This is a genomic window from Cellulosimicrobium sp. ES-005, from assembly GCF_040448685.1.
Classification (GTDB): domain Bacteria; phylum Actinomycetota; class Actinomycetes; order Actinomycetales; family Cellulomonadaceae; genus Cellulosimicrobium; species Cellulosimicrobium cellulans_G.
Window position 1 is genome coordinate 2596460 of sequence record NZ_CP159290.1, and the last position, 23679, is coordinate 2620138.

Consider the following 23679-nt stretch of genomic DNA (forward strand, 5'->3'; position numbering starts at 1 on the left):
GAGGTATGAGCACCTCCGACGCCTCCGCAGCCTCCTTCCGGCCGACCCTGTCCCGGCCGCGCCACGGTCGGATGATCGCGGGCGTGTGCGCAGGGATCGCCCGCCGCTTCGGCTGGGACCCGACCGTCGTGCGCATCGTCGCCGCGGTCTCGATCCTGCTCCCCGGCCCGCAGGTCATCGCCTACCTGATCCTCTGGGCCCTCATGCCCAACGACCGCGACTGACCCTCCGCGCCGGCCGCGGCACGCGGCCGAACCCGGGGTTGCGGGTGGTGGCCTCGGACTCGAGACCGCCCGCAAGCCCGGGTTCGGCGCGGGGCCGGGCCGTCAGCCCGGGAGGCCGCGCATGCGGCGCCGAGCGACGACGATCGTCGCGCCGCCGGCGACCAGCACGACGGCGAGGCCCACCAGGGCGCCGACGTGCGCTCCGGTCGTGGCGAGCCCGTCGGGGCGACCCGACCCTGCGCCGTCGGACCCGCCGGCCGTGCCGTCCGCGGCGAGGACCTCGAGCTCCGTCCACAGGACGCGGCCGTCCACCTGCCCGACGAGCGCGAACCGGTGCACGCCCGCCGCGGCGTCGGCGGGGACCGTCACGGTCGCGGTGAGGGTGCCCGAGGCGTCGGCGCGGACCATGCCCAGGTCCGCCGGGGTCGAGAAGAGGGTCGCGGAGACCCACTCGCCGGGCGCGAAGCCCTCGGCCGTCGCCGTGACCTGCTCGCCCGCGCGGACCCGCGCCGGGGAGAGGGTGACCCCGCCGTGGTTCGCGTCGGTGAGGTCGTCGGCGTCGACCGTGTGGAGCGGGGTCGACGGCGGCTGCTCGCCCGCACCGGGCGTCTCGCCGGGCTCGCCCGGACCGCCCGGGTTCTCGCCGTCGAGGTGGCCCTCGAACACGTCCGACGCCGCGCCGAGGCGCAGGAGCACCGTCTCGCCCGTGGCGTCGGCGAGGCCGTCGTTGTCGGTGATCGCCCAGACCGTGCCGTCGCCGCCGACCGTGAGGCCCTCGAGCTTCTCCTGCGTCCAGCCGTGCGTGGCGCGCAGGTCGGGCAGGACGTCGTGCGCGAGCGTCTTGGTCACGGCGACGGGGGTCGTGGCCGCGGCCCCGACGGCGACGTCTGGGACGTCGACCGCGTAGACGCGCTTCACCACGGCGGCGGGGCCGTTGAGCTTGTCGCGCTCGATCACGGCGAGCGTGTCGTGGTCGACGACGGTCACCTCGCTGAGGCCCAGCCAGTCGCCGTCCGTCGTGGTCTGCTCGAGCGGGTAGGCGAACCAGTCCCACGTGCCCGACGCGACGTCGTAGCGGCCGAGGCGCGCGGTGCCCGCCGTGCCGCCCTCGTCGGTGGTCAGGCCGCGCTGGAGCGCGACCCACACCTGCTCGCCCGCGGCCGCGGACCCGTCGTCCGTCGAGACCGCCGGAGCGACCGCGACGCCCTCGATGCCCTGCTTGCCGAGGCCCGCGGCGACCGCCTCCGGCAGCGCGACGGTCTCGACCACCGCTCCCGCGGCGTCGACGCGCACGATCGCGTTCTCCGCGCCCTTCGCGCCCTCGACCCCGAGCCAGAACCCGCCACCGGGGCGCGCCGCGACGCCCTCGACGTCGAGGCCCACCGGGGCGCCGTCGCGCGTGAGGGTCACGGTCCGGTCGATGACGGCCGGGGAGCCGGCGCCGTAGCCGCGGACGTCGAGCGACAGGAGCTGCGTCGTGGAGTACGCGGCGTCGGTCGCCGTCCACAGGCGCTGGGGATCGGTCGGGTCCGCGGTCAGCGCGCCGAGCGCGCCCCAGCCGATCGGGGCGCCGGCCTGCGGGCCCTCGGCCGCGTCCGCGGACACGACGCTCGGGAACTGCGGCGTCCCCGCGCCGTCGGCCCACTGCGCGCCGCGGCCGAACACCGTGACGGCCGACCGCACGCCCGCACCGGCGTCGTCCTCCTCGCTCGACACGACGAGCAGGTCGCGCTGCGGGACGACGAGCAGGCCCTCGGGGCCGTTGGTCGTCGCGAGCACCTGGACGAACCGCGGGGCGCTCGGGTCGGAGACGTCGTAGACGGCCACGAAGTTCGAGCGCTCCGAGCCGACGAACGCGTAGCGCGTGCCGCCGAGCGTCGCGACGGTCAGGCCCTCGGGCTCGACGCCCTTCTTGGCCGCGCGGTCCTCGGTGTGCAGGCCGACGCGCACGGCGAGGCGCTCGAGCTCCGCGCCCGCGTCCCACACGACCTCGCCCGACGCGGCGTCGAACACCGACCAGCCGCGCGACCCGCCCTTCCAGTCGCCCTCGTTCGCGGTCGCGACGTGCGCGTCGTCGAGCCAGCCGATCGCGTCGGGCTCGCGCGGCGTCGCCGGGATCGACCCGGTCTGGTCGATCACGCCGTCCTTCCTCACGTCGATCCCGGACACGGCGACCGCGCCCGCGGAGAAGACGTTCTCGACCTCGCCCGTGGCGATGTCGACGACGGCGACCCCGTTGTTCTCCTGGAGCGTCACCGCGACCTTCGTGCCCGCCGGGTTGACGGCGACGTACTCGGGCTCGGGGTCCTGCGGCGTGTCGAGGCCGGCGGCCGCGACGACCGGGAGCGGCGCCCCGGCCTCGTCGAGGAAGGAGACGGCGCGGGTCGACCAGGCGGCAGGGTCGTCGCCCGGCAGGTCGAGGATCTGGAGAAAGCCGCCGGGGAGCTGCGGGAGGTCGCCCTCGTCACCTCCGCCGGCACCGCCCTCGGGCGTCGCCTCCTCGTCGCGCTGGTTCTCGATCGCGACGACGGCGTGCGCGCCGTCGGGCGTGACGGCGATCGAGTCGGGCTGGCCGCCGAGGTCGAGCGACCGCACGCGCTCGCGCGTCGCGAGGTCGACGACGTCGAGGCGACCGCTCGGCTCGGTGAAGCTCACCGACGTGTCCACGACGACGAGGACGTACCCGCCGACGACCGCGACCGACGTCGGCTCGTCGTGCTCCGAGCCGAGCTCGGCGAGGCTCAGCGTGCCGAGGCCCTGCGGCGCGCTCGGGTCGGTGAGGTCGAGGAAGCCGATGCGGCGCGCGAGCGCGTCCGTGTGGACGACCGTGCGCCCGTCCTCGCTCACTGCGGAGATCTCGGCGACCGTCTCGGCGGCGGCGTCCTCGCCGGCCGGGCGGTTCTGGAACACCGGGTACGTGGCGAGGCGGTGGAACGTCTCGTCCGCGGCGGGCGCCGTCCAGGCCGTTTCCGTCGCGAGACCGAGCGCCGCCGTCGGGACCGGCGCCGCCGCCCCGGCCGGGTGCGCGGGAGCCGCCGCGAGGGCGGGCAGCGCGCCCAGGCCCAGGGTGAGCGTCGCGCCCGTGGCGACGAGCGCTGCGAGGCGCGTGCGGCGGGCCGGGGTGCGCGCGGACGTGCGCGCCAGGGTCCGCTCGGGGATGGCTGACATGTCTCTCCTTCGACGTGGGTCGAGCAGAGGGTGGTGGTCCGCCGTGGCGCGGCGACGACCTGCCCGGGGCCGCCGGGTGACCGCCGGATGAACAGTGCGCGACGGCCCGCTCGGCCTCGGGAGCGGGGCGCCCGTTGCCCTCGGCGACGGGTTCCGGGACGGAGTACCTGATACTTCGACGCCGTGACCGAATCGTGACGGCGCAAGTACCTAGTACTCGCTGTCCGGCCCGTCCCGGCGGTTGCTAGCGTCTTTCGAGATTTACCTGCTACTCCACGTCCCACCAACGGTGGCGGGCCGCGGCCCCGGCGAACTCCCGCGTCGGGCGGACGCACGACCCGCCTCTCTCTCCCCGCTCCTCTCCCCTTGTGCCGACCGCCCCGCGACAACGCCGGGCGCGAGGAAGGACGACCGATGACGCAGCACGCCTCTCCCCGACCGTCGCGCACCCACACGGTCCTCACGTCCGTCGCGCTCGCCGTGCTCGCCCTCGCGGTGGCCGGCCTGATCGCGTTCCTGCTCGTGTACCACGGCAAGGTCGCCGACGGCGCGACCCGCCTCGACGACGGCGCCGCACAGCTCTCCGACGGCGCCGCGACGCTCGCCGACGGCACCGCCGAGGCCCAGGCCGGCGCCCAGCGGCTCTCCGACGGGGCGGGCGACCTGCGGGACGGCGCCGGCGACCTCGTCGCCGGTGCGCAGAAGGCGTCCGACGGCGCGACCCAGCTCGCCGCGGGCGGCACCACCGCGCTCGACGGCGCGAGCGAGCTCGCCGCCGGTGCTGACGAGCTGAACGCCGGGGCGGCCCGCCTCGCCGCGGGCACGGGCGACGCGGCGAGCGGCGCAGCCCGCCTCGCCACGGGCAGCACGGACCTCGACGCCGGGGCCGCGCGCCTCGCGGCCGGCAGCACGCGCGCCGCCGACGGTGCGTCGCAGCTCGCCGCGGGAGCGGGCGACCTCAGCACGGGCGCCGGCGACCTGAGCGCGGGGGCTGCCCGCGCCGCGACCGGCTCCGCCGACCTCGCGACCGGAGCCGATCGGCTCGCGACCGGGGCCGGCACCCTCGCCGCGGGCACCACCGAGCTCCGGACGGGCGTGCGCGACAGCCTCGGCGCAGGGGTCCTGGCCCTCGACCAGGGTCAGGCCCAGCTCTCCGCGGGTGCGGCGCGCCTCGCCGGCGGGGTCGCCGCAGCGGGAGCAGGGGCCGACGCGATCCAGGCGGGAGTCGACCAGCTCCGCGAAGGAGCGACCGGGGTGCGCGGTGGTGCGGTCACCCTGGGCGGGTACGCCGAGCAGCTGCAGGGTTCTGCCGGCGAGCTCCAGCGCTCCGCCGTGACCGTCGGGACCAACCTGGACGGCCTCGCGGCGCAGCTCGACACGATCGCGCGCGGCGAGGTCGCGGCGACCCCGGAGACCCTCGGGACGATCGCCGCGAACCTCCGCGCCCTGGGCAACGGCACCGAGTCGGCTCCCGGCGCGTCGGCGCAGATCGCGGGCGGCGCGGGACGGCTGGCGTCGGGCGCGGGCGAGCTCTCCGCGGGGGCGGCCGCCGTCACCGCCGGGATCGACCAGCTCTCGGCCGGCCTCGGGACCGGCACCCCGGAACGGCCCGGGCTCACCGCGGGGCTCGCGCGGCTCCGCACGGGCCTCGGCGAGGGCACCCCCGCGCAGCCGGGGCTCGCCGCCGGGGTCCAGCAGCTCCGGACCGGCATCGACGTCCAGCTCGCCGGCGGGATCGACGCGCTCGCCGCCGGTGCCACCACGCTGGACGGCAAGATCGGCGAGCTCGAGACCGGCGCCGCGACGCTCCACGGGAAGGTCGGGGAGCTCAGCGCGGGCGCCTCGACGATCGCGGGCGGCACCGCCGACCTCGCCGCCGGCGCGGCGCGCGTGAGCAGCGGCAGCGCGCTCCTCGCGACGAAGACCTCCGAGCTCGCCGCCGGCACGGCCGAGCTCGCGACCGGCGCGTCCGACCTGCACGCCGGGACGACCCAGGCCGCCGCGGGCGCCGCCGACCTCTCCGCCGGGACGGTGCGGCTGCGCACGGGCGCCGGCGACCTGTTCGCCGGGACCACGCGCCTGGAGGACGGGACGCTGCGGCTGCAGAACGGGCTCACGACGTTGTCCACCGGTGCGACGACGCTCGCCGCCGGCAACGCGGCGCTCGCCGAGGGCTCGACGACGCTGCACGCCGGGACGACGACGCTCGCCGACGGCGCGTCCGACCTGCACGACGGCAGCACGCGCATCGCGGACGGCGCCGCCACGCTCTCCGACGGCACGGAGACCCTCTCCGACGGCACGACCGAGCTCAGGGACAGCGTCGAGAACAGCCCCGTCGGACGGGTGTCGCTCGGCATGTCGGCGCTCGTCGGCGGGACCGTGCTCGCGGGCGTCGCGGGCGTCGGGCTCGGGCTGCGCCGTCGGCTCGCGGCGGTCTGACCGACCGCCGCGCACGGCCGGGCGGCATCTCCTCACCGCCCGGCCCTCGGCTCGAGGGCGGCTGCACGTCGACGGTGTCGCCCTCGCGGGCGGCGGTCCCGGTGGACAGGACTCCGGGCCCGCCGCCCTTCTTCGTGCGCGCCGGCCGCAGCAGCCCGGGGTCGACCGCCCGGCGACCCGGCACGGCCACCGGACCGGCACCGACCACCGGACCGGCACGGGCTACCGTGGCCGCGTGACGCTGCTCCTCAAGCTCGTGCTGGCACCCGCCCTGGTGGTCGCGTCCACGCTCGCCGGACGGCGCTGGGGAGCCCGGCTCACCGGGGTGCTCGTCGGGCTGCCCGTCGTGGCCGGGCCGATCCTCCTCATCACCACGCTCGACCACGGCACCGGGTTCGGCGCCGCCGCGGCGTCGTCAGCGCTGCTCGGCCTCACGTCTCTCGCCCTGTTCGCCGTGGTGTTCGCCTGGTGCTCGCGCCGGACGGGCTGGCTCGGTGCGCTCGCGGCGTCCTGGGCCGCGTGCCTCGTGGCGGACGTCGCGCTCGCCCGGCTGACGCTGCCCTCCGGGATCACGTTCGTCGTGGCGCTCGCGACGTTCTGGGGCGCGTCTCGGGTCATGCCGCCCGACGAGGCGGGCCCCGCGCCGTCGACGGTCCCGTCACCCTGGTGGGACCTCCCCGCCCGTGCCGCGACGACGGCGGCGCTCGTCCTCGCCGTCACCACCGCGTCGGGTGCGCTCGGCCCGGCGATGACGGGCGTGCTCGCGCCGTTCCCGATCGCGTCGAGCGTGGTCGCCGCGTTCGCGCTCGCACAGCGCGGGTCGGCCGAGACCGTCCGGCTCCTGCGCGGTCTGCTGGCCGGGCTCACCGGGTTCGCGGTGTTCTGCCTCCTCGTCGCGCTCCTCGTGGACCGGCTCGGCATCGCCGCGGCCTTCGGGATCGCCCTCGCCGCGAGCGTCGCCGTGCAGGCCGCCGTGCCGCTCGCCGGGCGGCTCGTCGGCGCAGGACGGGACGCCCAGGACGACGACGCGCCGACCACGCCAGGCGACGGAGCCCGCGACCCGTTGCGGACAGGTCGTCACTGACCGCCGGCGAGCACGCTCAGCACGCCGCGGACGACGATCACCGGCAGGGCGACGAGCATCGCGCCGAGCCCCCACCGGGACAGGTCCGACGCCTCCAGGTCGGGGCGGTCGAGCCGGACCGAGTCGGGGTCGCCCGCGCGCCGGACGACGGGCACGACCTGACCCGGCCGGTACTGGCCCGCGGGCACCTTCTGCTCCGGACGCACGCCGCGTGGCCGGTCACGGGTCGCCAGGACGACCGTCTCGGTGGGGTGCTCGACGACCGAGCGTCGGTTGAGCAGGGGCGTGGGCACGACCTGCACGACGACCGCCGTGCCGCGCAGACCGCGGCGGTACGTCCCCGCGACCCGGTCGGTCGCCGACCCTCTCGCCCTGCGCGGCACCGCCGCGGCGACCGCCGGACCACGCCTACTGCCGACGGCGCCGGGCGAACACGGACGCCGCCCCGCCGAGGAACACCGCGACCAGGCCGGCGCACCACGCGAGGGCGAGGGCCGCAGTCGGGCCCAGGTCGGTGACCGGCGCTCCGGTCGAGCCCGTCCCGACGAGCAGGCCGCGGATCGTCTCGATGACCGGCGTGACGGGCTGGTGCTCCGCGAACCCGCGCAGCCACGTCGGCATGGTCTCCGGCGGCACGAACGCGCTCGACACGTACGGCAGGAACAGCATGAAGAAGCTGAACCCCCCGGCCGCGGCGGGCGACCGCACCAGCACGCCCACGAAGGCCGCGACGCTCGTGATCGCGAGCACGTACGCGGCGACGACCCCGACGGCTCCCAGCCACTCGATCGCGGTCGCGTCGGGCCGGAAGCCGATGAGGAACGCGACGCCCAGCACGACGGCCGTCGTCACGAGGTTCTTCACGACGCTCGCCACGACGTGCCCCACGAGCACCGTCCCGCTCGCGATCGGCATCGACCGGAAGCGGTCCATGATGCCGCCGGACATGTCCTGCTCGACGGCGATCGCCGTGTTCGACGCCCCGTAGCCCGCGCACAGCAGGATGATCCCCGGCGTCGCGTACGTGACGTAGTCCGTGCCGACGCTCATCGCGCCGCCGAACACGTACACGAACAGGATCATGAGCATCACCGGCAGCACGAGCGCGAGGATCAGCTCGTCCGGCTCGCGGCGCACGAGCCGCAGCGAGCGCGCGACCATCGTCCCGGCGTCGGCGAGCACGTGGCGGCCCGGCCGGGCCGTAGGGGCAGGGAGACGCGGCGTCGTGCCCGACGGCGCAGCGGCGGTCTGGGCGGTCATGCTGCGGTCTCCTCACGGTCGGCCTCGTGGTCGGTCTCGGTCGTGCCGCGGTCCCGGTCACGCGTCCGTGCGGCGTGGCCCGTCAGGGTGAGGAACACGTCGTCGAGCGTCGGCTCCCGCACCTCCCACCGCACCGGCTCGACGCCGGTCGCCGCCACCGCGGCGAGGACGTCGCGGACGTGCTCGACCGACCCGTCGGTGGGGACGCGGAGCGTCGCGGAGGTGAGGTCGAGCGCCTCCGGCCACGGTCCCGCGGCCCCGACCGACGCCGCCGCGGCGGCCGACGCGAAGGTGAGCTCGATGCTCGCGTCGCCGACGCGGCGCTTGAGGTCGGGCGGGGAGCCCTCGGCGACGACGCGGCCGTCGTCGATCAGCGCGACGCGGTCGGCGAGCTGGTCGGCCTCCTCGAGGTACTGCGTCGTGAGGAACAGGCTCGTGCCGTCGGCGACGACGCCACGGATCACCTCCCACATGGTCTGGCGGCTGCGCGGGTCGAGGCCGGTGGTGGGCTCGTCGAGGAACATGACCTGGGGACGGGTGAGGAGCCCGGCCGCCAGGTCGAGCCGGCGGCGCATGCCGCCGGAGTAGGTCCCGACGCGGCGGTCGGCGGCCGCGGCGAGGTCGAACGCGTCGAGCAGGCCGTCGACGCGGGCGCGCGCGGCCCGGCGGGGCAGGTGCGCGAGGCGGCCCATCATCGTGAGGTTCTCGCGGCCCGTCTGCTTCTCGTCGACCGCCGCGTACTGGCCGGTGAGGCTGATGAGGCCGCGGACGCGTGCGGCCTCGCGCACGACGTCGTGGCCCGCGACCGTCGCCGTGCCGCCGTCGGGACGCAGGAGGGTGGCGAGGATGCGGACCGTGGTGGTCTTCCCCGCCCCGTTGGGGCCGAGCAGGGCGAGGACCTCGCCGCGGCGCAGCGTGAGGTCGACGCCGTCGAGCACGCGCACGGGGCGGCGCGGTGTCCCGTAGCTCTTGCGCAGGCCGTCGGCGTGCACGAGCACGTCCGGTGCGGGCATGAGGCCTCCAGGGTTCAGGCGGCAGAACCGCGTGTGAGAGAAACTGTTTATGCGATCCACTGTTCTGTGTACGGTAGACACGGTTTCGTGGGCGGTCAAGGCCCGCGGGAGGATGACGAGATGACCACGCCCGAACCCACCGAGCGGCACGCGCCCGACGAGTCGGCCCCGACGACGGAGCTGCCGCCCGCGATCGCGCGCCTCTGGGGTCGCGCACCCGGCCCGCGGCGCGGCCCCAAGCCCGCGCTGACGGTCGAGCAGGTGGTGCGGGCCGCCGTCGACCTCGCCGACGCCGAGGGCCTGCCCGCGGTCTCCATGGCGCGCGTCGCGGAGGCGCTCGGCTACACGCCGATGGCGCTCTACCGGTACGTCGAGAGCAAGGACGAGCTCCTCGTCCTCATGGCCGACGCCGCGGCGGACGTGCTCACCCTGCCCCCGTACGACGAGGGCGACTGGCGCGCCGGGCTCGAGGCCTGGACCCGCGCGCAGATCGCGGGCGTCCTCGCGCGGCCGTGGTTCCTCGACCTACCGCTGACGACGGCGCAGGTCGGGCCGAACCGCCTGCGCTGGATCGACCGCGCGTTCGCGATCCTCGCACCGCTCGACCTGACGGTGGACGAGAAGCTGCAGATCGTCGGGCTCCTCGCCCAGCACGTGCTCGGCGAGGGCCGCGTCCAGGTCGAGACCCGGCGTGCGGCCGCGGAGGCCGTGCGCCGCGCCCAGGGCCTGCCCGCCGACACCCCCGAGTCCGACCTCGACACGGACGCGGTCGCCGCCGCCAACCCGTACGCCGACTACGAGCTCGTGCTCACGCGGCTCGTCGATCCCGAGACCTATCCCGCGCTCACCGGCGCGCTGGCCTCGTGGTCGCCGACCGCACCGCAGCCCGACGACTGGGAGAGCGACATCGGCTTCGGCCTCGACATCCTCCTCGACGGGATCGAGGCCTTCGTCGCCCGGCGCGCCACCGCCCGCAGGGCCGCCGACCACGGCTGACCGCCCACGGTGCCCGGGTCGCGAGCGGGCCGTAGTCGGCGCTCGGAGCCGGTCAGGGCGTCGGCTGGACCGGGGCGTCGGGCACCTGGACGTCGGGCAGGTCCGGCAGGTCGAGCGTCGGGACGTCGATGCTCGGGATGTCGACGTCCTCCATCCGGTCGCGCAGCTCCTCCTGACGGATGCGGTTGTTCTCCTGGATGCAGGAGAGCCGGGTCACGGGACGGCCGCCGCACTCCTGGACCTCCGAATCCGGGTCGCGCGGGGCCTTCGGCGACTGGACGTAGCGGCCGTCGGCGTCGTGCGCGTTCGGCGTGACGGGCAGCGCGACGACGGCCGCGACGCCGCTGACGGCGAGGAGCGCCGTCGTGACGAGGAGGACCGCCGCGCCCAGCCCGGCGCGGACCGCGGCGCCGGCGCTCACGGGCAGGCGCTCGTCCGACGCCGCGCGCTGCCGCTCCGCCGCACGCCACGCGACCCACAGGCCGACCGTCACCGGGAGCACGAACGCCACGGCGGCCAGCGCCGCGACCGAGCGGGCGTCCTCGCGCGCGAGCGCCCCCGGCCCGATCGCCGCGACGACGACCGCGACGATCCCCGTCACGACCGTGCGGCGCACCGCGGCGCCGCGCAGACCCGAGCGCAGCCCGGCGATCCGCGCCGCGCCCACCGGGCCGGGCGGGAGGTACCCCAGGTCGCGCGTCTGCGTGACCATGGCCGCGTACAGGACGGCCGAGGTCACGGTCGTCACCGCGAGCACCGCACCGAGGGCGACGAGGAACCACCGCACGACGACGGCGTCGCGCACCACGTACAGCAGCGCGAGCCCCGCGAGCACGCCCGCCCAGCCCACGACGACCGCCGCGACCGCCCCGCCGCGCAACGGCGTCTGGCGGAGGGTGCGGCGCAGCAGCCCGCGGGGGACCTGGAGGAGCACCGGGAGCACGCGCAGGGCCGTGATCGCCGTCCACAGCAGGACGACGATCCCCCAGAGCGGCACGCCGCCGACGTGCGCGTCGCTCATCGAGAACGTGACGACGAGCGCGACCGCCCCGACGAGCAGCACCGGCATCTCGACGAGGCGCAGCACCTGCTGCCACACGCTGAGATGCAGCAGGTAGCCGGCCTCGGCGTGCTCCGGGTTCGCCGCGAGGACGCTGCTGTACCCCTTCGCGCTGCGGCCGGTGTCGAGGGCGAGCGCCGCGTCGAGGTAGAGCAGGTCCTCGTGCTCCGGGGCGACGCCGAGGCCGTGGCGCACGAGCGCGCGCGCCCGGTCGTCGTCCCCGAGGCGCGACCACAGCCGCGCCGCCTGCGCGAGCCGGTCGGGGTTCTCGGGCGCGAGCGCGAGCGCCGCGTCGATGCGCTCGCGCGCGAGCCTCCGGTCGGCACCGCGGACCCGGCCCGACAGGTGCGTGTCCGCGAGCTGCAGGTGGTACCGCGCGTCGTCGGGGTCGAGCTCGAGCGCCTTCGCCGCGGCGTCGCGCGCTCCCGGCACGTCGCCCGTGTTCTGGCGCGCGATCGACAGCAGGTGGAGCGCGCCGTCGGCCGTGGGCTGGGCGCCCACGACCTGCTCCAGCAGCGGCAGCGCCTCGGCCGACCGCTGCAGGTGCAGCCGCACCCAGGCGGCGGTGAGGAGCAGCCGCGGGTCGTCGGGCACGCTCGCGAGCGCGTCGTCGACCTCGTCGAGCGCACGCTCGGGCCGCCCCATCTGGACGAGCAGCTCCGCGCGCGAGGCGACGGCGCGCGGGTCGGTCGTGGTGCTCACGGTCCGGGGTCCTCCGGCGCTCAGAGCATGCGCCGCGCGCGCAGGTACGCGGCGAGGTCGTCGTAGCGGCCGTCGTTGTTCGCGAACGTGACGACGTTGCGCGCGGACTGGAGCCACGCCGTCGTCGAGGGCCGCACGTCCGCGAGCGCCGCGTCGAGGTCGGCCATGGTGATCGGGCGCACCTGCCCGGTCGCGATGGAGTCCATCATCGCCTTCTCCGCCGCCGTCGCCGCGAGGTGCTCGAGGTCGGCGCCGGAGAAGCCGTCGGTGCGCTGCACGACCGCGCGCAGGTCGATCCCCGCGACCGGGCGGCCCGCGAGGTGGTGGCGCAGGATCGCCTCGCGCGCGGGCTCGTCGGGCGGCAGCACGAGCACGACGCGGTCGAACCGCCCGGGCCGCAGCAGCGCGGTGTCGACGTCCCACGGGTGGTTCGTGGCGCCGAGGACGAACAGCCCGTCGTTGTCGGAGCCGATGCCGTCCATCTCCTGGAGGAGCTGGTTGACCACGGTCCGCATGCCCGACGAGCCGGAGTACTGCGCGCGCTTGCCGCCGATCGCGTCGACCTCGTCGAGGAACAGCACGGCCGGCGCGAGCTGGCGCGCGCGCTGGAACAGCGCGTGGAGGTTCTGCTCGCTCTCCCCCATGAACTTGTCGAGGATGTCCGCGAGCGTCACGGTGAGGAACCGTGCGCCGAGCTCGCCCGCGACGGCCCGCGCCATGTACGTCTTGCCGGTCCCGGGAGGCCCGTAGAGCAGAAGCCCGCCGCGCAACGACTTGCCGAACGCCTTCGCGATCGCCTGGTGGCGCATCGGCTCCAGGAACGCCTCCCGGATGCGCTGCTTCACCGGCTCCAGGCCGCCGACGTCCGCGAGCGTCACCGTCTCGCGCGAGACCTCCAGCAGGCCCGAGCCGTCGTCGGGGGCGTCGTCGCGCGCGGGGACGAGGAACGGCCCGTCGCCCGGTGCGGGCGGGACGGCGTCGTCGTCCGTGCGGGGCACGCCGCCCGGGCCGGCGGGCGGTGCGGCGGGCACCTGTGCGGGCGGCGCCTCGACGACGGGTGTCTCGACGAACGGTGCCGGGACGTGGACGCCCACCTCGTGCTCCAGCCGGTCCCAGTCGATGCCCGACGGCGCCGCCGGGCCCGGGGCTGCGGGGGCGCCGGGCCCGGTGGACGGGGCGGGCTCGGCGGGGATCCCCGCGGTCGGGGTCGCGGGCGCGCCGGGGGCGCGCGGGACGGTCGCGTCGGACGGGACGCCCGTGATGATCCCGTCGTCGGGGCCGCCGGGGGCGGACGCCGGCGCGTGCAGGCCGGTGACCGGGGCCGGCGGTGCAGCGGGGGCCGTCGCGGGCCGGTCGGCCGCGGGGCCGCTCCCCGTCGCCGCGGCGACGGCCGAGTCCTGGACCAGGCGCAGCGCCTCGCCGTCCGCCGGGTCGATCCGGAGCGCGGCGCTCGCCTGCTCGAGCGCCTCGACCGGACGCCCCGCCGCCAGCAGGAGGCTCGCGTAGTGGACGCGCAGCGGGGCGCTCGACGGCGCGGCCGCCACCGCGGCGGCGAGCGCGGCCAGGGCGTCGGACATGGGTGCTCCTTGGGTCGGGCGGGGACGACGACGCCGGTGCGCCCGTGAGCGCGGCCGGCCGGGAACAGTGTGCCCCGGACCGGTGACGCCGACCATCGGCACCCTGCCACCTGCGCCGTCCCCGGGAGCCTGACCGTGCACAGGCCCGGACACCGCGGTCCCCGTCCACAGCGCGCACCGGAGGGCGCCTCCGTGTCGGCGGGACCGGGCAGAGTGGACGCATGACGACCGACACGACCGCGTCGACACCCCTCGCGGTGCCCGACGACGCGCCCGCCGAGGCCCCCGGCGGTCCCCGACCCGGCGCCCGCTGCTTCGGCGACGGCGACCCGCTCTACGAGGAGTACCACGACACCGAGTGGGCGGTCCCGGTCCACGGGGACACGGCGCTGTTCGAGCGCCTGGCGCTGGAGGGGTTCCAGTCCGGCCTGTCGTGGATCACCGTGCTGCGCAAGCGCCCCGCCTTCCGCGAGGTGTTCGCGGGGTTCGACCCGGAGGCCGTCGCCGCGTTCGCCGAGCCCGACGTCGAGCGCCTCCTCGCCGACGCGCGCATCATCCGCAACCGGCAGAAGATCACGGCCACGATCGACAACGCGCGCGCCCTGCTGGCGCTCCAGGAGAGCGGGCGCACGCTGGACGAGCTGATCTGGTCGTTCGCGCCACCGGCCCGTCGCGAGCGCCCCGCGACCTGGGGCGACGTCCCGGGGCTCACCCCCGAGTCGACCGCGCTCTCGAAGGCGCTCAAGAAGCTGGGCTTCCGCTTCGTCGGGCCGACGACGGCCTATGCCGCGATGCAGGCCTGCGGGCTCGTGGACGACCACCTCGCGACCTGCCCCGTCGTGCTGCGCCGCCCGTGAGCGGCGGCGAGCCGCACCTCGGTCCGCGCCGTCGCCTCCGCGGACGGCTCGCGACTCCGGTGTGGCAGGGCGAGCGGACCGTCAGGCGTCTCCGTGCGCGGCCCTGCCCCCTGGCGGCGACCACATGGTGAGACGAGGTGCGACGATGGCCTCATGAGCGCGTACGTGTCCGTCCTCGACCTCTTCTCCGTCGGCGTGGGTCCGTCGAGCTCGCACACCGTCGGGCCGATGCGGGCCGCGAAGGCGTTCGTCGCGACGCTGGACGACCGCGGCGTGCTGGGCGAGGTCGCCGGGCTGCGGGTCGTGCTGTGCGGGTCGCTCGGGGCGACGGGAGCGGGCCACGGCACGCCGGACGCCGTGGTCGCGGGGCTGCTCGGCCTCGACCCCGAGACGTGCGACCCGGCGCGCGTCCCCGGCTCGTGGGAGAAGCTGGGCGACGGCGCGCCCGTCGCGCTGCTGGGCCGGCACCGCATCACGATGACGAGCGCCGACGTGCGCCTCGCGCCGCTGACCCGGATGCCGGGCCACCCCAACGGCATGCGGTTCACCGCGCTCGACGCGAGCGGGGCTCCGCTCGCGGAGGAGGCGTACTACTCGGTCGGCGGCGGCTTCGTGCTCACCGCCGCCGCGCTCGAGTCCGCGGCCGCGAACGAGGCGGCGCAGCTCGGCGCCGAGCTCGCGGGCGAGGCGATCGACCCCGGGACGGAGCCGTCGGGCGTACCGTTCCCGTTCGCCAACGCCGCCGAGCTCCTCGCGCTGTGCGAGCGCGAGCGCACCTCGATCGCGGCGGTCGCGTGGGCGAACGAGTCCGCCCTGCGCCCCGCCGCCGAGGTCGGGGCGGGCGTCGACCGGATCTGGGACACCATGAGCGCGTGCGTGGACGCCGGTCTCGAGCGCGATGGGGTGCTGCCCGGTCGTCTCCAGGTCCGCCGTCGGGCACGGGCGCAGCGCGAACGTCTCGAGCTCGCCGACGAGCGCGGCGCCGACACGACAATCGAGTGGCTCCAGGCGTTCGCCATGGCCGTCAACGAGGAGAACGCCGACGGGCGCCGCGTCGTCACCGCCCCGACGAACGGCGCCGCGGGGATCATCCCCGCGGTCGGGCGCCACTTCCTGCGCACCCACCCGGACGTCGCCGCGGACCCCGCGCGCCGGCGTCGGGCCATGCGCACGTACCTCCTCACCGCCGCCGCGATCGGCGCGCTCTACAAGCGCAACGCGTCCATCTCCGGCGCGGAGGCGGGCTGCCAGGGCGAGGTCGGCTCGGCGTGCTCCATGGCGGCGGGAGCGATCTGCGCCGTCCTCGGCGGCACGCCCGCCCAGGTGGAGAACGCGGCCGAGATCGCGATGGAGCACAACCTCGGGCTCACGTGCGACCCCGTCGGCGGGCTCGTCCAGGTCCCGTGCATCGAGCGCAACGCCATCGCCGCGTGCACCGCCGTCTCCGCGGCGCGCCTCGCCCTCCAGGGCGACGGCTCGCACGTCGTCTCGCTCGACACCGTCATCGAGACGATGCGCCAGACCGGCGTCGACATGTCGACCAAGTACAAGGAGACCTCGACGGGGGGCCTCGCCGTCAACGTCATCGAGTGCTGAGCCGGAGCGCAGCGAAGCAAGCAAAGGCTTCAGCACGACCACCAGGCCGAGTGCTGAGCCGGAGCGCAGCGAAGCAAGCAAAGGCTTCAGCACGACCGACAGCCCGAGTGCTGAGCCGGAGCGCCGCTCACCAGGTGCGGCGCACGGACGCCTTGGTGCCGGTCACCAGGCTGCGCGGCGGGACGTCGTCGGCCACGACCGCACCGGCGGCGACCACGGCGTCGCGGCCGATGGTCACGCCGGGCAGGATCGTCGCCCCGGCGCCGATCCACACGTTCTCGTGCACGTCGATCGGACCGCCGGTGAGCCAGACCTTGCGGTCGTCGGTGTCGACCGGGTGCCCGACGGTGACGAACGTGACCTTCGGCGCGACCATGACGCGGTCGGCCAGCCGGATGCCGGCGTAGTCGAGGAACGTGCAGTTCTGGTTGACGAAGACCCGCTCCCCCAGGTCGAGGTTCAGCCCGTGGTCGGTGAAGAACGGTGGGTAGATCGTCACGCTCGGGGGCAGCGGGCGGCCGAGGATCTGCGCGAGCAGCCGCGCCCGACCGTCCTCGTCGTCGAACGGCAGGACGTTGAGCCGGGAGGTGAGCTCGGTGGCCCGCAGCACCCTCTCGGACATGGCGCGGAACTCGGGACCGTGGATGCGCATGAGCAGGTCGCTGGGCATCCCCCGATCCTGCCTCCGGGTCAGCGGGCGGCGCGCGACGCCTCGCGGGCGGCGACGACCTCCTCGACGACGTCGGCCACGCCGGCCTCGCCCGGCGAGGCGGCGATGTGCCCGCCGAGGCGCTGGCTCGCGCGGGCGTACGACGGGTCGTCGAGCAGTCGCCGCACCGCGCGCCGGACCTGGCCGGGGCGCGGGGTGCTCGTCCGCAGCCGCACGCCGGCGCCGGTCCACGCGACGCGTGCGGCGACCTCCGCCTTGTCCTCGGTCTTGCCCGCGACGACCACGGGGACGCCGTGCCGCAGCGCGTGGTGCACCCCGCCGTAGCCGCCGTTCGTGACGAGGACCGAGGTGCGCGGGAGCAGCGCGTCGTACGGGAGGTACTCGGCCGCGCGCGTGTTCGCCGGGAGCGGCCCGAGCGACCCGACGGGCCGTCCGCCGGTCGCCGCGACGACCAGCACGTCCTCCCCCGCGAGCGCGCGCAGCGTGGGGACGAGGAGCTGGGTCGGGTCCTCGTTCGCGACGGTCCCCTGCGTGACGTGCACGACCGGCCGGCGGGTGTCGAGGTCGCCCCACCACGCGGGGAGGTCACCGTTGCCCGGCGCCGGGCGCGGCGGGCCGACGAACCGGACCGGGGTCACGACGTCGGGCCGCGGGTACTCGAGCCCGGGGACGGTGAGCTGCACGACGGCGTCGGCGTCGGCAGGCCAGCCGAGGAAGAACGTGCCGCTCGGCTCCCCGCCCGCCGCCCGGACCATGTCCTGTGCCGCGCGCTGCGGGGCGGCGAACGCGACCCGCTCGACGACGGCGTGGAGGGCCCGGTTGCGCAGGACGCCGAGGGGGCCCCGCGCGGGCAGCACCCCGAGGCCGAACGGCGCGGTGTGGTCGCTCTTCAGCCCGAGCGGGAAGATCCCGAGCGCGAGCACCGGTGGTCGACGGTCGGCGGGCACCGAGACGAGCGGCATCGCGCCGAGGAACAGGGGCTCGACGAGCACGACGTCCGCCGGGCGCTCGGCGAGGGCCGCGAGCACCGCCCGGTGCTGCGCCGCGCCGGGCGCCACGAAGATCTCGAGCATGTCGTGCCGGATCGCGTCGAGCCCGGTGCGTCCCGCGCGGCCGGGGAACGCGGCGGCGAGGTCGCGGTCGTCGAAGTCGGCCACGGCCGGGAGCGGGACGTGCTCGGCGCCGGCGGCCTCGACGGCGGCAGCGAACCGGGCGCCGGTGAGGAACCGGACGTCGTGCCCGCGGGCGACGAGCGCCCGGGTGACGGCGAGCAGCGGGGTGACGTGGGCGTGCACCGGGGTGGAGCAGAGCAGGACGGTGGCCATCGGTGGGGCCTCTCTCGTGGCGGCGCGCGTCGCGCCGGTCGGACGGGAAGGCGCAGGACCGGGCCGTCTGCGCGGGGGACGCCGGTGGGGAGACGGCGTGTGAGAAGATCGATCAACCGTCAGGAGTATTCATCACCTTCGAGGGGTAGTCAATAGTGGTGCCTCGTGCCTACACGTCCGACCTCCGCACCGAGCAGGCCGCGCGCACGCGCGAACGGGTGGTGCGCGCCGCCGCGCACGAGCTGACCGAGCACGGCTACGAGCGCACGACGCTCGCGCGCGTCGCCGCGCGCGCAGGCGTCTCGCTCGAGACGGTGAAGGCGCACGGCCCCAAGCGCGCCCTGCTGCTCGCCGCGTTCGAGCTCACGTTCGCCGGGTCGGAGGGCCAGGAGTCCCTGGGCGAGCGGCCCGAGGGACGCACGGTGGCCGGCACGACCGACCCCGAGGAGTTCCTCGACGGCCTCGTCGCGCTCGTCGCCGCGGCGAACGAGCGCGTCGCCGGCCTGTGGTCCGCCTTCACCTCGGCGGCGCGCTCCGACGACGCCGTCGCCGCGGAGCTCGACGCTCTCCTCGAACGCCGCCGCGCGGACCTGCGCGCGAGCATCGACGTGCTCGCCGCGCACGGGTTCCGCCCCCGGGCACCGCGGGACGAGGCGGCCGAGTCGCTGTCCTACCTCCTCGCACCCGAGGGCTGGACGCACTTCGTCGCGGGCGCCGGCTGGTCGGGCGAGCGGTACCGCGCCTGGCTCTGCGACGGCGTGGTGCGCCTCGTCGCGGCGCCCCCGGAGGACGACGCCGACGCCTGAGCCCTGGCGCGCCGTCGGGCACCGCGCCTACGGTGTGCCATGAGCACGCTCACCCCCGGCTTCCACGGCCGGCCGCGCCCGCAGGGCGTGGCGCTCCCGCCGGGCCAGTACGTCGAGACCGGGTTCCCCGTGCTCTCGGCGGGGCCCACACCGCGCGTCGACACCGCGACCTGGCGGCTCGACGTCACGACCGAGACCGGCGCGACGCGCGCGTGGTCGTGGTCGGACCTCATGGCGCTCCCCCAGGACGAGCCGACGGTCGACATCCACTGCGTCACCCGCTGGTCGAAGTTCGGCACGTCGTGGCGCGGCGTCTCGCTCGACACGCTCCTCGCCGACGTCGAGTCGACCGCCGACTTCGCGATGATCGGCTGCTACGGCGGGTACACGACGAACCTCCCCGTCGCGGAGCTGCTGGGCGGCAAGGCGTGGGTCGTGCACACGTTCGACGGCGCCCCGCTGCACCCCGTGCACGGCGGCCCGGCGCGGCTGCTCGTGCCGCACCTGTACTTCTGGAAGTCGGCCAAGTGGGTCAACAGCATCACGCTCATGCCTATGGACCGGCAGGGCTTCTGGGAGCGCCTCGGCTACCACGACCTCGGCGACCCGTGGCGCGAGCAGAGGTACCAAGGTGATTGAGGTCTCACGATGACCGAGGCGCCGGTCCGCCTCGGCGCCCGCTACGCGACGCCGTCGGGCTGGCAGGTCGCGACGCTCGTCGACGCGTGGGCCGAGAGCCCGTCCGCGCGGACGCTCGTCCTCGAGGTCCCCGCCTGGCCCGGGCACCTGGCCGGTCAGCACGTCGACCTGCGCCTCACCGCGCCCGACGGCTACACCGCCGAGCGCAGCTACTCGATCGGCAGCACGGCGACGCGCGCGTCGGTGCCCGACGACGGCTCCCCCGCGCGCGTCGAGGTCACCGTGCAGCGCGTCCCCGGCGGGGAGGTCTCGACCTACCTCACCGACGTGTTCGCGGTGGGCGACGCGATCGAGCTGCGCGGGCCGGTCGGCGGCTGGTTCGTCTGGTCCCCCGAGCGCGACGGCGGGACGCCCGTCCTCCTCGCCGCGGGCGGGTCGGGCCTCGTTCCCCTCATGGCGATGCTCCGCACGCGCCGCGACGCGGGCGACCGGACCCCGTTCCGGCTCGTGTACTCGGTCCGCCGCCCCGAGGACCGGCTGTACACCGCGGACCTCGACCGGCTCGCCGCCGCGCACGACGGGCTCGACGTCCAGGTCGTCTACACGCGCTCGGTGCCGCTGGGATCGATGCGCGGGCCGGGTCGCCTCGAACGACGCGATCTCGCGGCGTGGGGCTGGCCCGCCGAGATCGAGCCCGCGTGCTTCGTGTGCGGGCCGACGGGGTTCGTCGAGGCCGTCGCCCGCCAGCTCGTCTCGCTGAGCCACGACCCGGCGCGCGTCAAGACCGAGCGCTTCGGGCCCGCCGGGGACTGACGGGCGCGACTACGCCGGCGGCGGCGTCCAGCCGCCCCGGGCGCGCGCCTCGCGCTCCGCGAGCACGCTGCGCAGCAGCCGGATCGTGAGGATCAGCGCCCAGATCACCAGCACGGCGACCGTCGCGAGCACGGCGACGTAGAGCAGCATCAGCAGGGGATAGATCGGCCCGATTCCCATGGGCGGACCCTAGCGGCGCGCAAGCCCGGCCCGCGGTGCGACATAGTCAGGTCGTGAGCGTGGCGCGCGTGCGCCACGGCAGTTCCACGACAGGGGGCGGTATGAGTACCCGGACGAGACGTCGACCTGGCAGGCGGCGCGCGGCCGCTCTGCTCGCGGTCGCGACCGTCGCGACCCTGGTGCTCGGGGCGTGCGCGACGGCGGCGGGCGAGCCGCTCACGGTGACGACCGCGGACGTAGAGCGCCGTGTCGTGACCGTCGCCGACGCCCCGGCGACGACCCCCGTCGTCGAGGCGACCGAGCGGCTCGGCCTGACGATGCTCGACGCGGCCCCGCGCGAGGGCAACGTCGTCGTGTCGCCGGCGAGCGCCGTCGTCGCTCTCTCGATGCTCGCGGAAGGAGCCCGCGGCGAGACCGCCGCGTCGCTCGACGCCGCGCTCGGCGCGACCGGCCAGGACCGGACCGACGCCGTCAACGCCCTGCTCGCCGCGCTCCAGACCTACGACGGCGACCCCGCCCTCGTGCAGAAGGACGAGCTCCCGAAGACCCCGCTCGTGCACGTCGCGAACCAGGTCGTGCTCGACGACCAGGCACAGGTCCACGACACCTACCTCGAGGCGCTGGCCGCCGGGTACGACGCGGGCGTGCTCGAGGCCGACCTCGGCTCGAAGGCGGGCCTCGAGCCGCTGGACCGGTGGGTCCGGCACCACACGGGCGGGCTGATCGAGGAGTCCGCAGTCGAGCCCGACGCCGACTCGCGTCTCGCGCTGCAGAACGCGGCGCTGCTCGCGGCGCGCTGGTCGTCGCCGTTCGAGGAGCAGGCGACCCGTCCGGACTCGTTCGTCCTCGCGGACGGGACCGAGGTAGACGCCGAGGCGATGCACCAGGAGCACGACTGGCGGTACGCCGAGGTGGACGGGTGGCAGGCCGTCCGGCTCCCGTACACCGAGGGCTTCCACGCCGACGTCGTTCTCCCACCGGACGGCGTCGACCCGGCGACGCTCGCGCCCGAGACGAGCGCCGCCCTGCGTGAAGCGCTCGACTCCGCACGGCGCCGCAGCGTCGCGCTCACCCTCCCGACGCTCGACGTCGACGCCGCGGCACCGCTCGACCTGGCGCCCGCGCTCACCTCGGCCGGGCTCGGCGGCCTGCTGGACGAGCCGGACCTGACCGGCATCAGCGACGAGCCCGGCCTCAGGGTGACGCAGGCGTGGCAGCAGGCCGTGCTGCGCGTGGACGAGGACGGCACCGTCGCGGCGGCGGTGACCGAGGTCGTCGGCGGCGTCGAGTCCGCGCCCATGGTCGAGGACGTCGTCGAGCTGCGCGTCGACCGGCCGTACGTGTTCTCCGTGTCGCACACGGGCACCGGGTGGCCGCTCTTCACCGCCGCGATCCGCGACCCCCGCCACTGACGAGAGGACGGCGAGAGCACCATGGCTCCGCAGACGAGCAGAGTCCGGACCGGCGCGGCAGTCGCAGCGGCGGCAGCCGTCGTCGGGCTGGTCGCCGCGTGCGCGACCGGTGTCCCGGCCGGACCGGACCTGCCCCTCGCGACGTCCGATGCGGCACGGCACGTCGTGGCGGTCTCCGAGGCGGACGCCACGCCCGACGTGGTCGGCGCGACCGAGGAGCTCGGCCTGACGATGCTCGACGCGGCCCCGCGCGAGGGCAACGTCGTCGTGTCGCCGGCGAGCGCCGTCGTCGCGCTGTCCATGCTCGCGGAGGGCGCACGCGGCGAGACCGCCGCCTCGCTCGACGCCGCGCTCGGCGCGAGCGGCCAGGACCGGACCGACGCCGTCAACGCCCTGCTCGCCGCGCTCCAGACCTATGACGGCGACCCCGCCCTCGTGCAGAAGGACGAGCTGCCGAAGACCCCGCTCGTGCACGTCGCGAACCAGGTCGTGCTCGACGACCAGGCCCAGGTCCACGACACCTACCTCGAGGCGCTCGCGACCGGGTACGGCGCAGGGGTCCTGCACACGGACCTCGGGACGGCGTCGGGCATCGCCCCGCTGAGCGCCTGGGTCCGGTTCCACACGGGCGGGCTGATCGAGAAGAGCGCGATCGAACCGGACACAGACCTCCGCCTCGTGCTCCAGAACGCCGCGCTCTTCGCCGCGCGGTGGGAAGCACCGTTCGACGAGGGCGAGACCCGGCCCTCGCCCTTCGTGCTCCCGACCGGTGAGGGGGTGGACGTCGAGTCGCTGTCGCTCACCGAGTCGTGGGCGTACGCGGAGCACGACGGCTGGCGCGGGCTGCGCCTCCCCTACGTCGACGGGTTCCACGCGGACGTCGTCCTGCCTCCGGAGGGGACCGACCCCGCGACGATCACGCCGACACGCACGGCTGCGCTGCGCGAGGCCCTCGACTCCGCGGCACCGCAGCGGGTGGCGCTGACGATGCCGACCCTCGACATCCCCGTCGAGCGCGCGACGGACCTGCGCCCCGCGCTCGCCGCCGCCGGTCTGGGCGGGCTGTTCGACCGCGTCGACCCACCGGACCTCGGCGGCATCAGCGACGAGGACCTGTACGTGTCGCAGGCGAAGCAGCAGGCGATGCTCCAGGTCGACGCCGAGGGCACGGTCGCGGCGGCCGTGACGGAGCTCGGCGCGCAGGCGATGTCGTCCGAGGTCGAGGTCGTCCCGCTCACTTTCCGCGTCGACCGGCCCTATCTCTTCTCGGTCTCCCACACCGAGACGGGCTGGCCGCTGTTCACCGCCGCGATCCGCGACCCCCGCCACTGACTCCCCCGGCGAGCCCTCCGGTCCGCCGAGGTAGACCCGTGGTCACCATGCCCGACGGCGCTCGGGTCGCCGCCCGAGGTGGGCGGGTCGTCCGAGGCGGACCCTCGGGAACAGCGCGACGGTCCACGCGGACGACGCGGCGCGGACGGACCCGCACCGCAGGCAGTCCGCCCAGGCGAGCGAAGACCACGGCGAGACGAAGCCGGGTCGGGGTGGGTGGTGGTGCCGCGTCGTGGTCGGGCCTGGCGGGAGCGACGCGAGGAACGAGCGGCGCGGATGGTAGACGCGGCACCACCACCCACCCCGACCACCCAGGGCGACCACGCGCCGTCGGGCGCAGGAACCACGCCTCTACCTCGCGTGACCACGCCTCTACCTCGGCGGAACGGGGCTCGTCTTCCTCGCGGGGCCAGCGGTCCAGGGCCTGTCTCGACGAACCGGGCGCATCGGGTGCTTGCGACATCTCTTGACGCGTCCTTCACCCGGCAGTAGCGTTCTTGCGTGTTGATGCAAGAAATCAACA

Annotated in this window: 20 protein-coding genes; 11 read left to right on the forward strand and 9 right to left on the reverse strand. The window is 75.9% G+C overall.

All coding sequences use genetic code 11. The features are described 5' to 3' along the window. Nucleotides 1–5 precede the first annotated feature (5 nt). The gene (locus ABRQ22_RS11405; RefSeq protein ID WP_053370472.1) at nt 6–224 is read left to right on the forward strand and encodes a PspC domain-containing protein; all 219 of its coding nucleotides are present in this window, start codon (nt 6–8) and stop codon (nt 222–224) included. Between the two features lie 102 nt (nt 225–326). Here ABRQ22_RS11405 and ABRQ22_RS11410 read toward each other — a convergent pair whose 3' ends face one another. Next, nucleotides 327–3392, reverse strand: coding sequence for an esterase-like activity of phytase family protein (locus tag ABRQ22_RS11410; RefSeq protein ID WP_353706809.1), 3066 nt, complete (start codon nt 3390–3392; stop codon nt 327–329). Between the two features lie 414 nt (nt 3393–3806). Here ABRQ22_RS11410 and ABRQ22_RS11415 point away from each other — a divergent pair, with 414 nt between their 5' ends. Together ABRQ22_RS11415 and ABRQ22_RS11420 are read left to right on the forward strand one after the other, a co-directional pair. Next, complete coding sequence (locus ABRQ22_RS11415) at nt 3807–5834, forward strand: hypothetical protein (protein ID WP_353706810.1); 2028 nt, start codon at nt 3807–3809, stop codon at nt 5832–5834. Between the two features lie 235 nt (nt 5835–6069). Next, entirely contained in the window at nt 6070–6918 is an 849-nt protein-coding gene (locus ABRQ22_RS11420) for a hypothetical protein (RefSeq protein ID WP_353706811.1), read from the forward strand. On the opposite strand, the gene ABRQ22_RS11425 is transcribed toward ABRQ22_RS11420, so the two are convergent. From ABRQ22_RS11425 to ABRQ22_RS11435, 3 genes are all read right to left on the reverse strand, one after another. Further along, the gene (locus tag ABRQ22_RS11425; RefSeq protein WP_353706812.1) at nt 6912–7211 is read right to left on the reverse strand and encodes a hypothetical protein; all 300 of its coding nucleotides are present in this window, start codon (nt 7209–7211) and stop codon (nt 6912–6914) included. The genes ABRQ22_RS11420 and ABRQ22_RS11425 overlap by 7 nt on opposite strands. A 115-nt stretch (nt 7212–7326) precedes the next feature. Beyond that, a complete protein-coding gene (locus ABRQ22_RS11430; protein ID WP_353706813.1) occupies nt 7327–8178 on the reverse strand; it encodes an ABC transporter permease in 852 nt (283 codons plus the stop codon). Next, nucleotides 8175–9191, reverse strand: a complete 1017-nt coding sequence (locus ABRQ22_RS11435; RefSeq protein ID WP_353706814.1) for an ATP-binding cassette domain-containing protein — start codon at nt 9189–9191, stop codon at nt 8175–8177. The genes ABRQ22_RS11430 and ABRQ22_RS11435 overlap by 4 nt, the downstream gene beginning before the upstream one ends. A gap of 120 nt (nt 9192–9311) precedes the next feature. On the opposite strand from ABRQ22_RS11435, the gene ABRQ22_RS11440 reads away from it, so the two are divergent. Next, a complete protein-coding gene (locus tag ABRQ22_RS11440) occupies nt 9312–10187 on the forward strand; it encodes a TetR/AcrR family transcriptional regulator (protein ID WP_353706815.1) in 876 nt (291 codons plus the stop codon). 52 nt (nt 10188–10239) lie between these two features. Here the strand turns inward: ABRQ22_RS11440 and ABRQ22_RS11445 are convergent, their stop codons facing one another. Both ABRQ22_RS11445 and ABRQ22_RS11450 read right to left on the reverse strand, forming a co-directional pair. Next, nucleotides 10240–11949, reverse strand: a complete 1710-nt coding sequence (locus ABRQ22_RS11445) for a tetratricopeptide repeat protein (protein WP_353706816.1) — start codon at nt 11947–11949, stop codon at nt 10240–10242. 20 nt (nt 11950–11969) lie between these two features. Beyond that, entirely contained in the window at nt 11970–13526 is a 1557-nt protein-coding gene (locus ABRQ22_RS11450) for an ATP-binding protein (RefSeq protein ID WP_353706817.1), read from the reverse strand. Nucleotides 13527–13747: 221 nt separating this feature from the next. Between ABRQ22_RS11450 and ABRQ22_RS11455 the strand changes: the two genes are divergently transcribed. Both ABRQ22_RS11455 and ABRQ22_RS11460 read left to right on the forward strand, forming a co-directional pair. Beyond that, on the forward strand, nt 13748–14383 hold the full coding sequence (locus tag ABRQ22_RS11455; RefSeq protein ID WP_353706818.1) for a DNA-3-methyladenine glycosylase I: 636 nt from the start codon (nt 13748–13750) through the stop codon (nt 14381–14383). Nucleotides 14384–14536: 153 nt separating this feature from the next. After that, a complete protein-coding gene (locus ABRQ22_RS11460) occupies nt 14537–15979 on the forward strand; it encodes an L-serine ammonia-lyase (RefSeq protein ID WP_353706819.1) in 1443 nt (480 codons plus the stop codon). A gap of 127 nt (nt 15980–16106) precedes the next feature. On the opposite strand, the gene ABRQ22_RS11465 is transcribed toward ABRQ22_RS11460, so the two are convergent. Continuing rightward, on the reverse strand, nt 16107–16649 hold the full coding sequence (locus ABRQ22_RS11465) for a DapH/DapD/GlmU-related protein (RefSeq protein ID WP_253054787.1): 543 nt from the start codon (nt 16647–16649) through the stop codon (nt 16107–16109). A gap of 20 nt (nt 16650–16669) precedes the next feature. Next, nucleotides 16670–17974, reverse strand: coding sequence for a glycosyltransferase (locus tag ABRQ22_RS11470; RefSeq protein WP_353706820.1), 1305 nt, complete (start codon nt 17972–17974; stop codon nt 16670–16672). A 158-nt stretch (nt 17975–18132) separates the two neighbouring features. On the opposite strand from ABRQ22_RS11470, the gene ABRQ22_RS11475 reads away from it, so the two are divergent. From ABRQ22_RS11475 to ABRQ22_RS11485, 3 genes are read left to right on the forward strand one after another with little or no spacing between them, the layout of a single operon-like run. Continuing rightward, entirely contained in the window at nt 18133–18780 is a 648-nt protein-coding gene (locus tag ABRQ22_RS11475; RefSeq protein WP_353706821.1) for a TetR/AcrR family transcriptional regulator, read from the forward strand. Nucleotides 18781–18819: 39 nt separating this feature from the next. Further along, nucleotides 18820–19419, forward strand: coding sequence for a molybdopterin-dependent oxidoreductase (locus tag ABRQ22_RS11480; protein WP_253054793.1), 600 nt, complete (start codon nt 18820–18822; stop codon nt 19417–19419). A 9-nt stretch (nt 19420–19428) separates the two neighbouring features. Continuing rightward, nucleotides 19429–20232, forward strand: coding sequence for a ferredoxin reductase (locus tag ABRQ22_RS11485; protein WP_353706822.1), 804 nt, complete (start codon nt 19429–19431; stop codon nt 20230–20232). A 9-nt stretch (nt 20233–20241) separates the two neighbouring features. Here the strand turns inward: ABRQ22_RS11485 and ABRQ22_RS11490 are convergent, their stop codons facing one another. Then, nucleotides 20242–20412 carry a hypothetical protein gene (locus ABRQ22_RS11490; protein ID WP_353706823.1) on the reverse strand — a complete coding sequence of 57 codons (171 nt, stop codon included), beginning with the start codon at nt 20410–20412 and terminating at the stop codon, nt 20242–20244. Nucleotides 20413–20513: 101 nt separating this feature from the next. Here ABRQ22_RS11490 and ABRQ22_RS11495 point away from each other — a divergent pair, with 101 nt between their 5' ends. Together ABRQ22_RS11495 and ABRQ22_RS11500 are read left to right on the forward strand one after the other, a co-directional pair. Further along, on the forward strand, nt 20514–21824 hold the full coding sequence (locus ABRQ22_RS11495) for a serpin family protein (protein ID WP_353706824.1): 1311 nt from the start codon (nt 20514–20516) through the stop codon (nt 21822–21824). Between the two features lie 21 nt (nt 21825–21845). Further along, entirely contained in the window at nt 21846–23156 is a 1311-nt protein-coding gene (locus ABRQ22_RS11500; RefSeq protein WP_353706825.1) for a serpin family protein, read from the forward strand. The last annotated feature ends 523 nt before the right edge of the window (nt 23157–23679 follow it).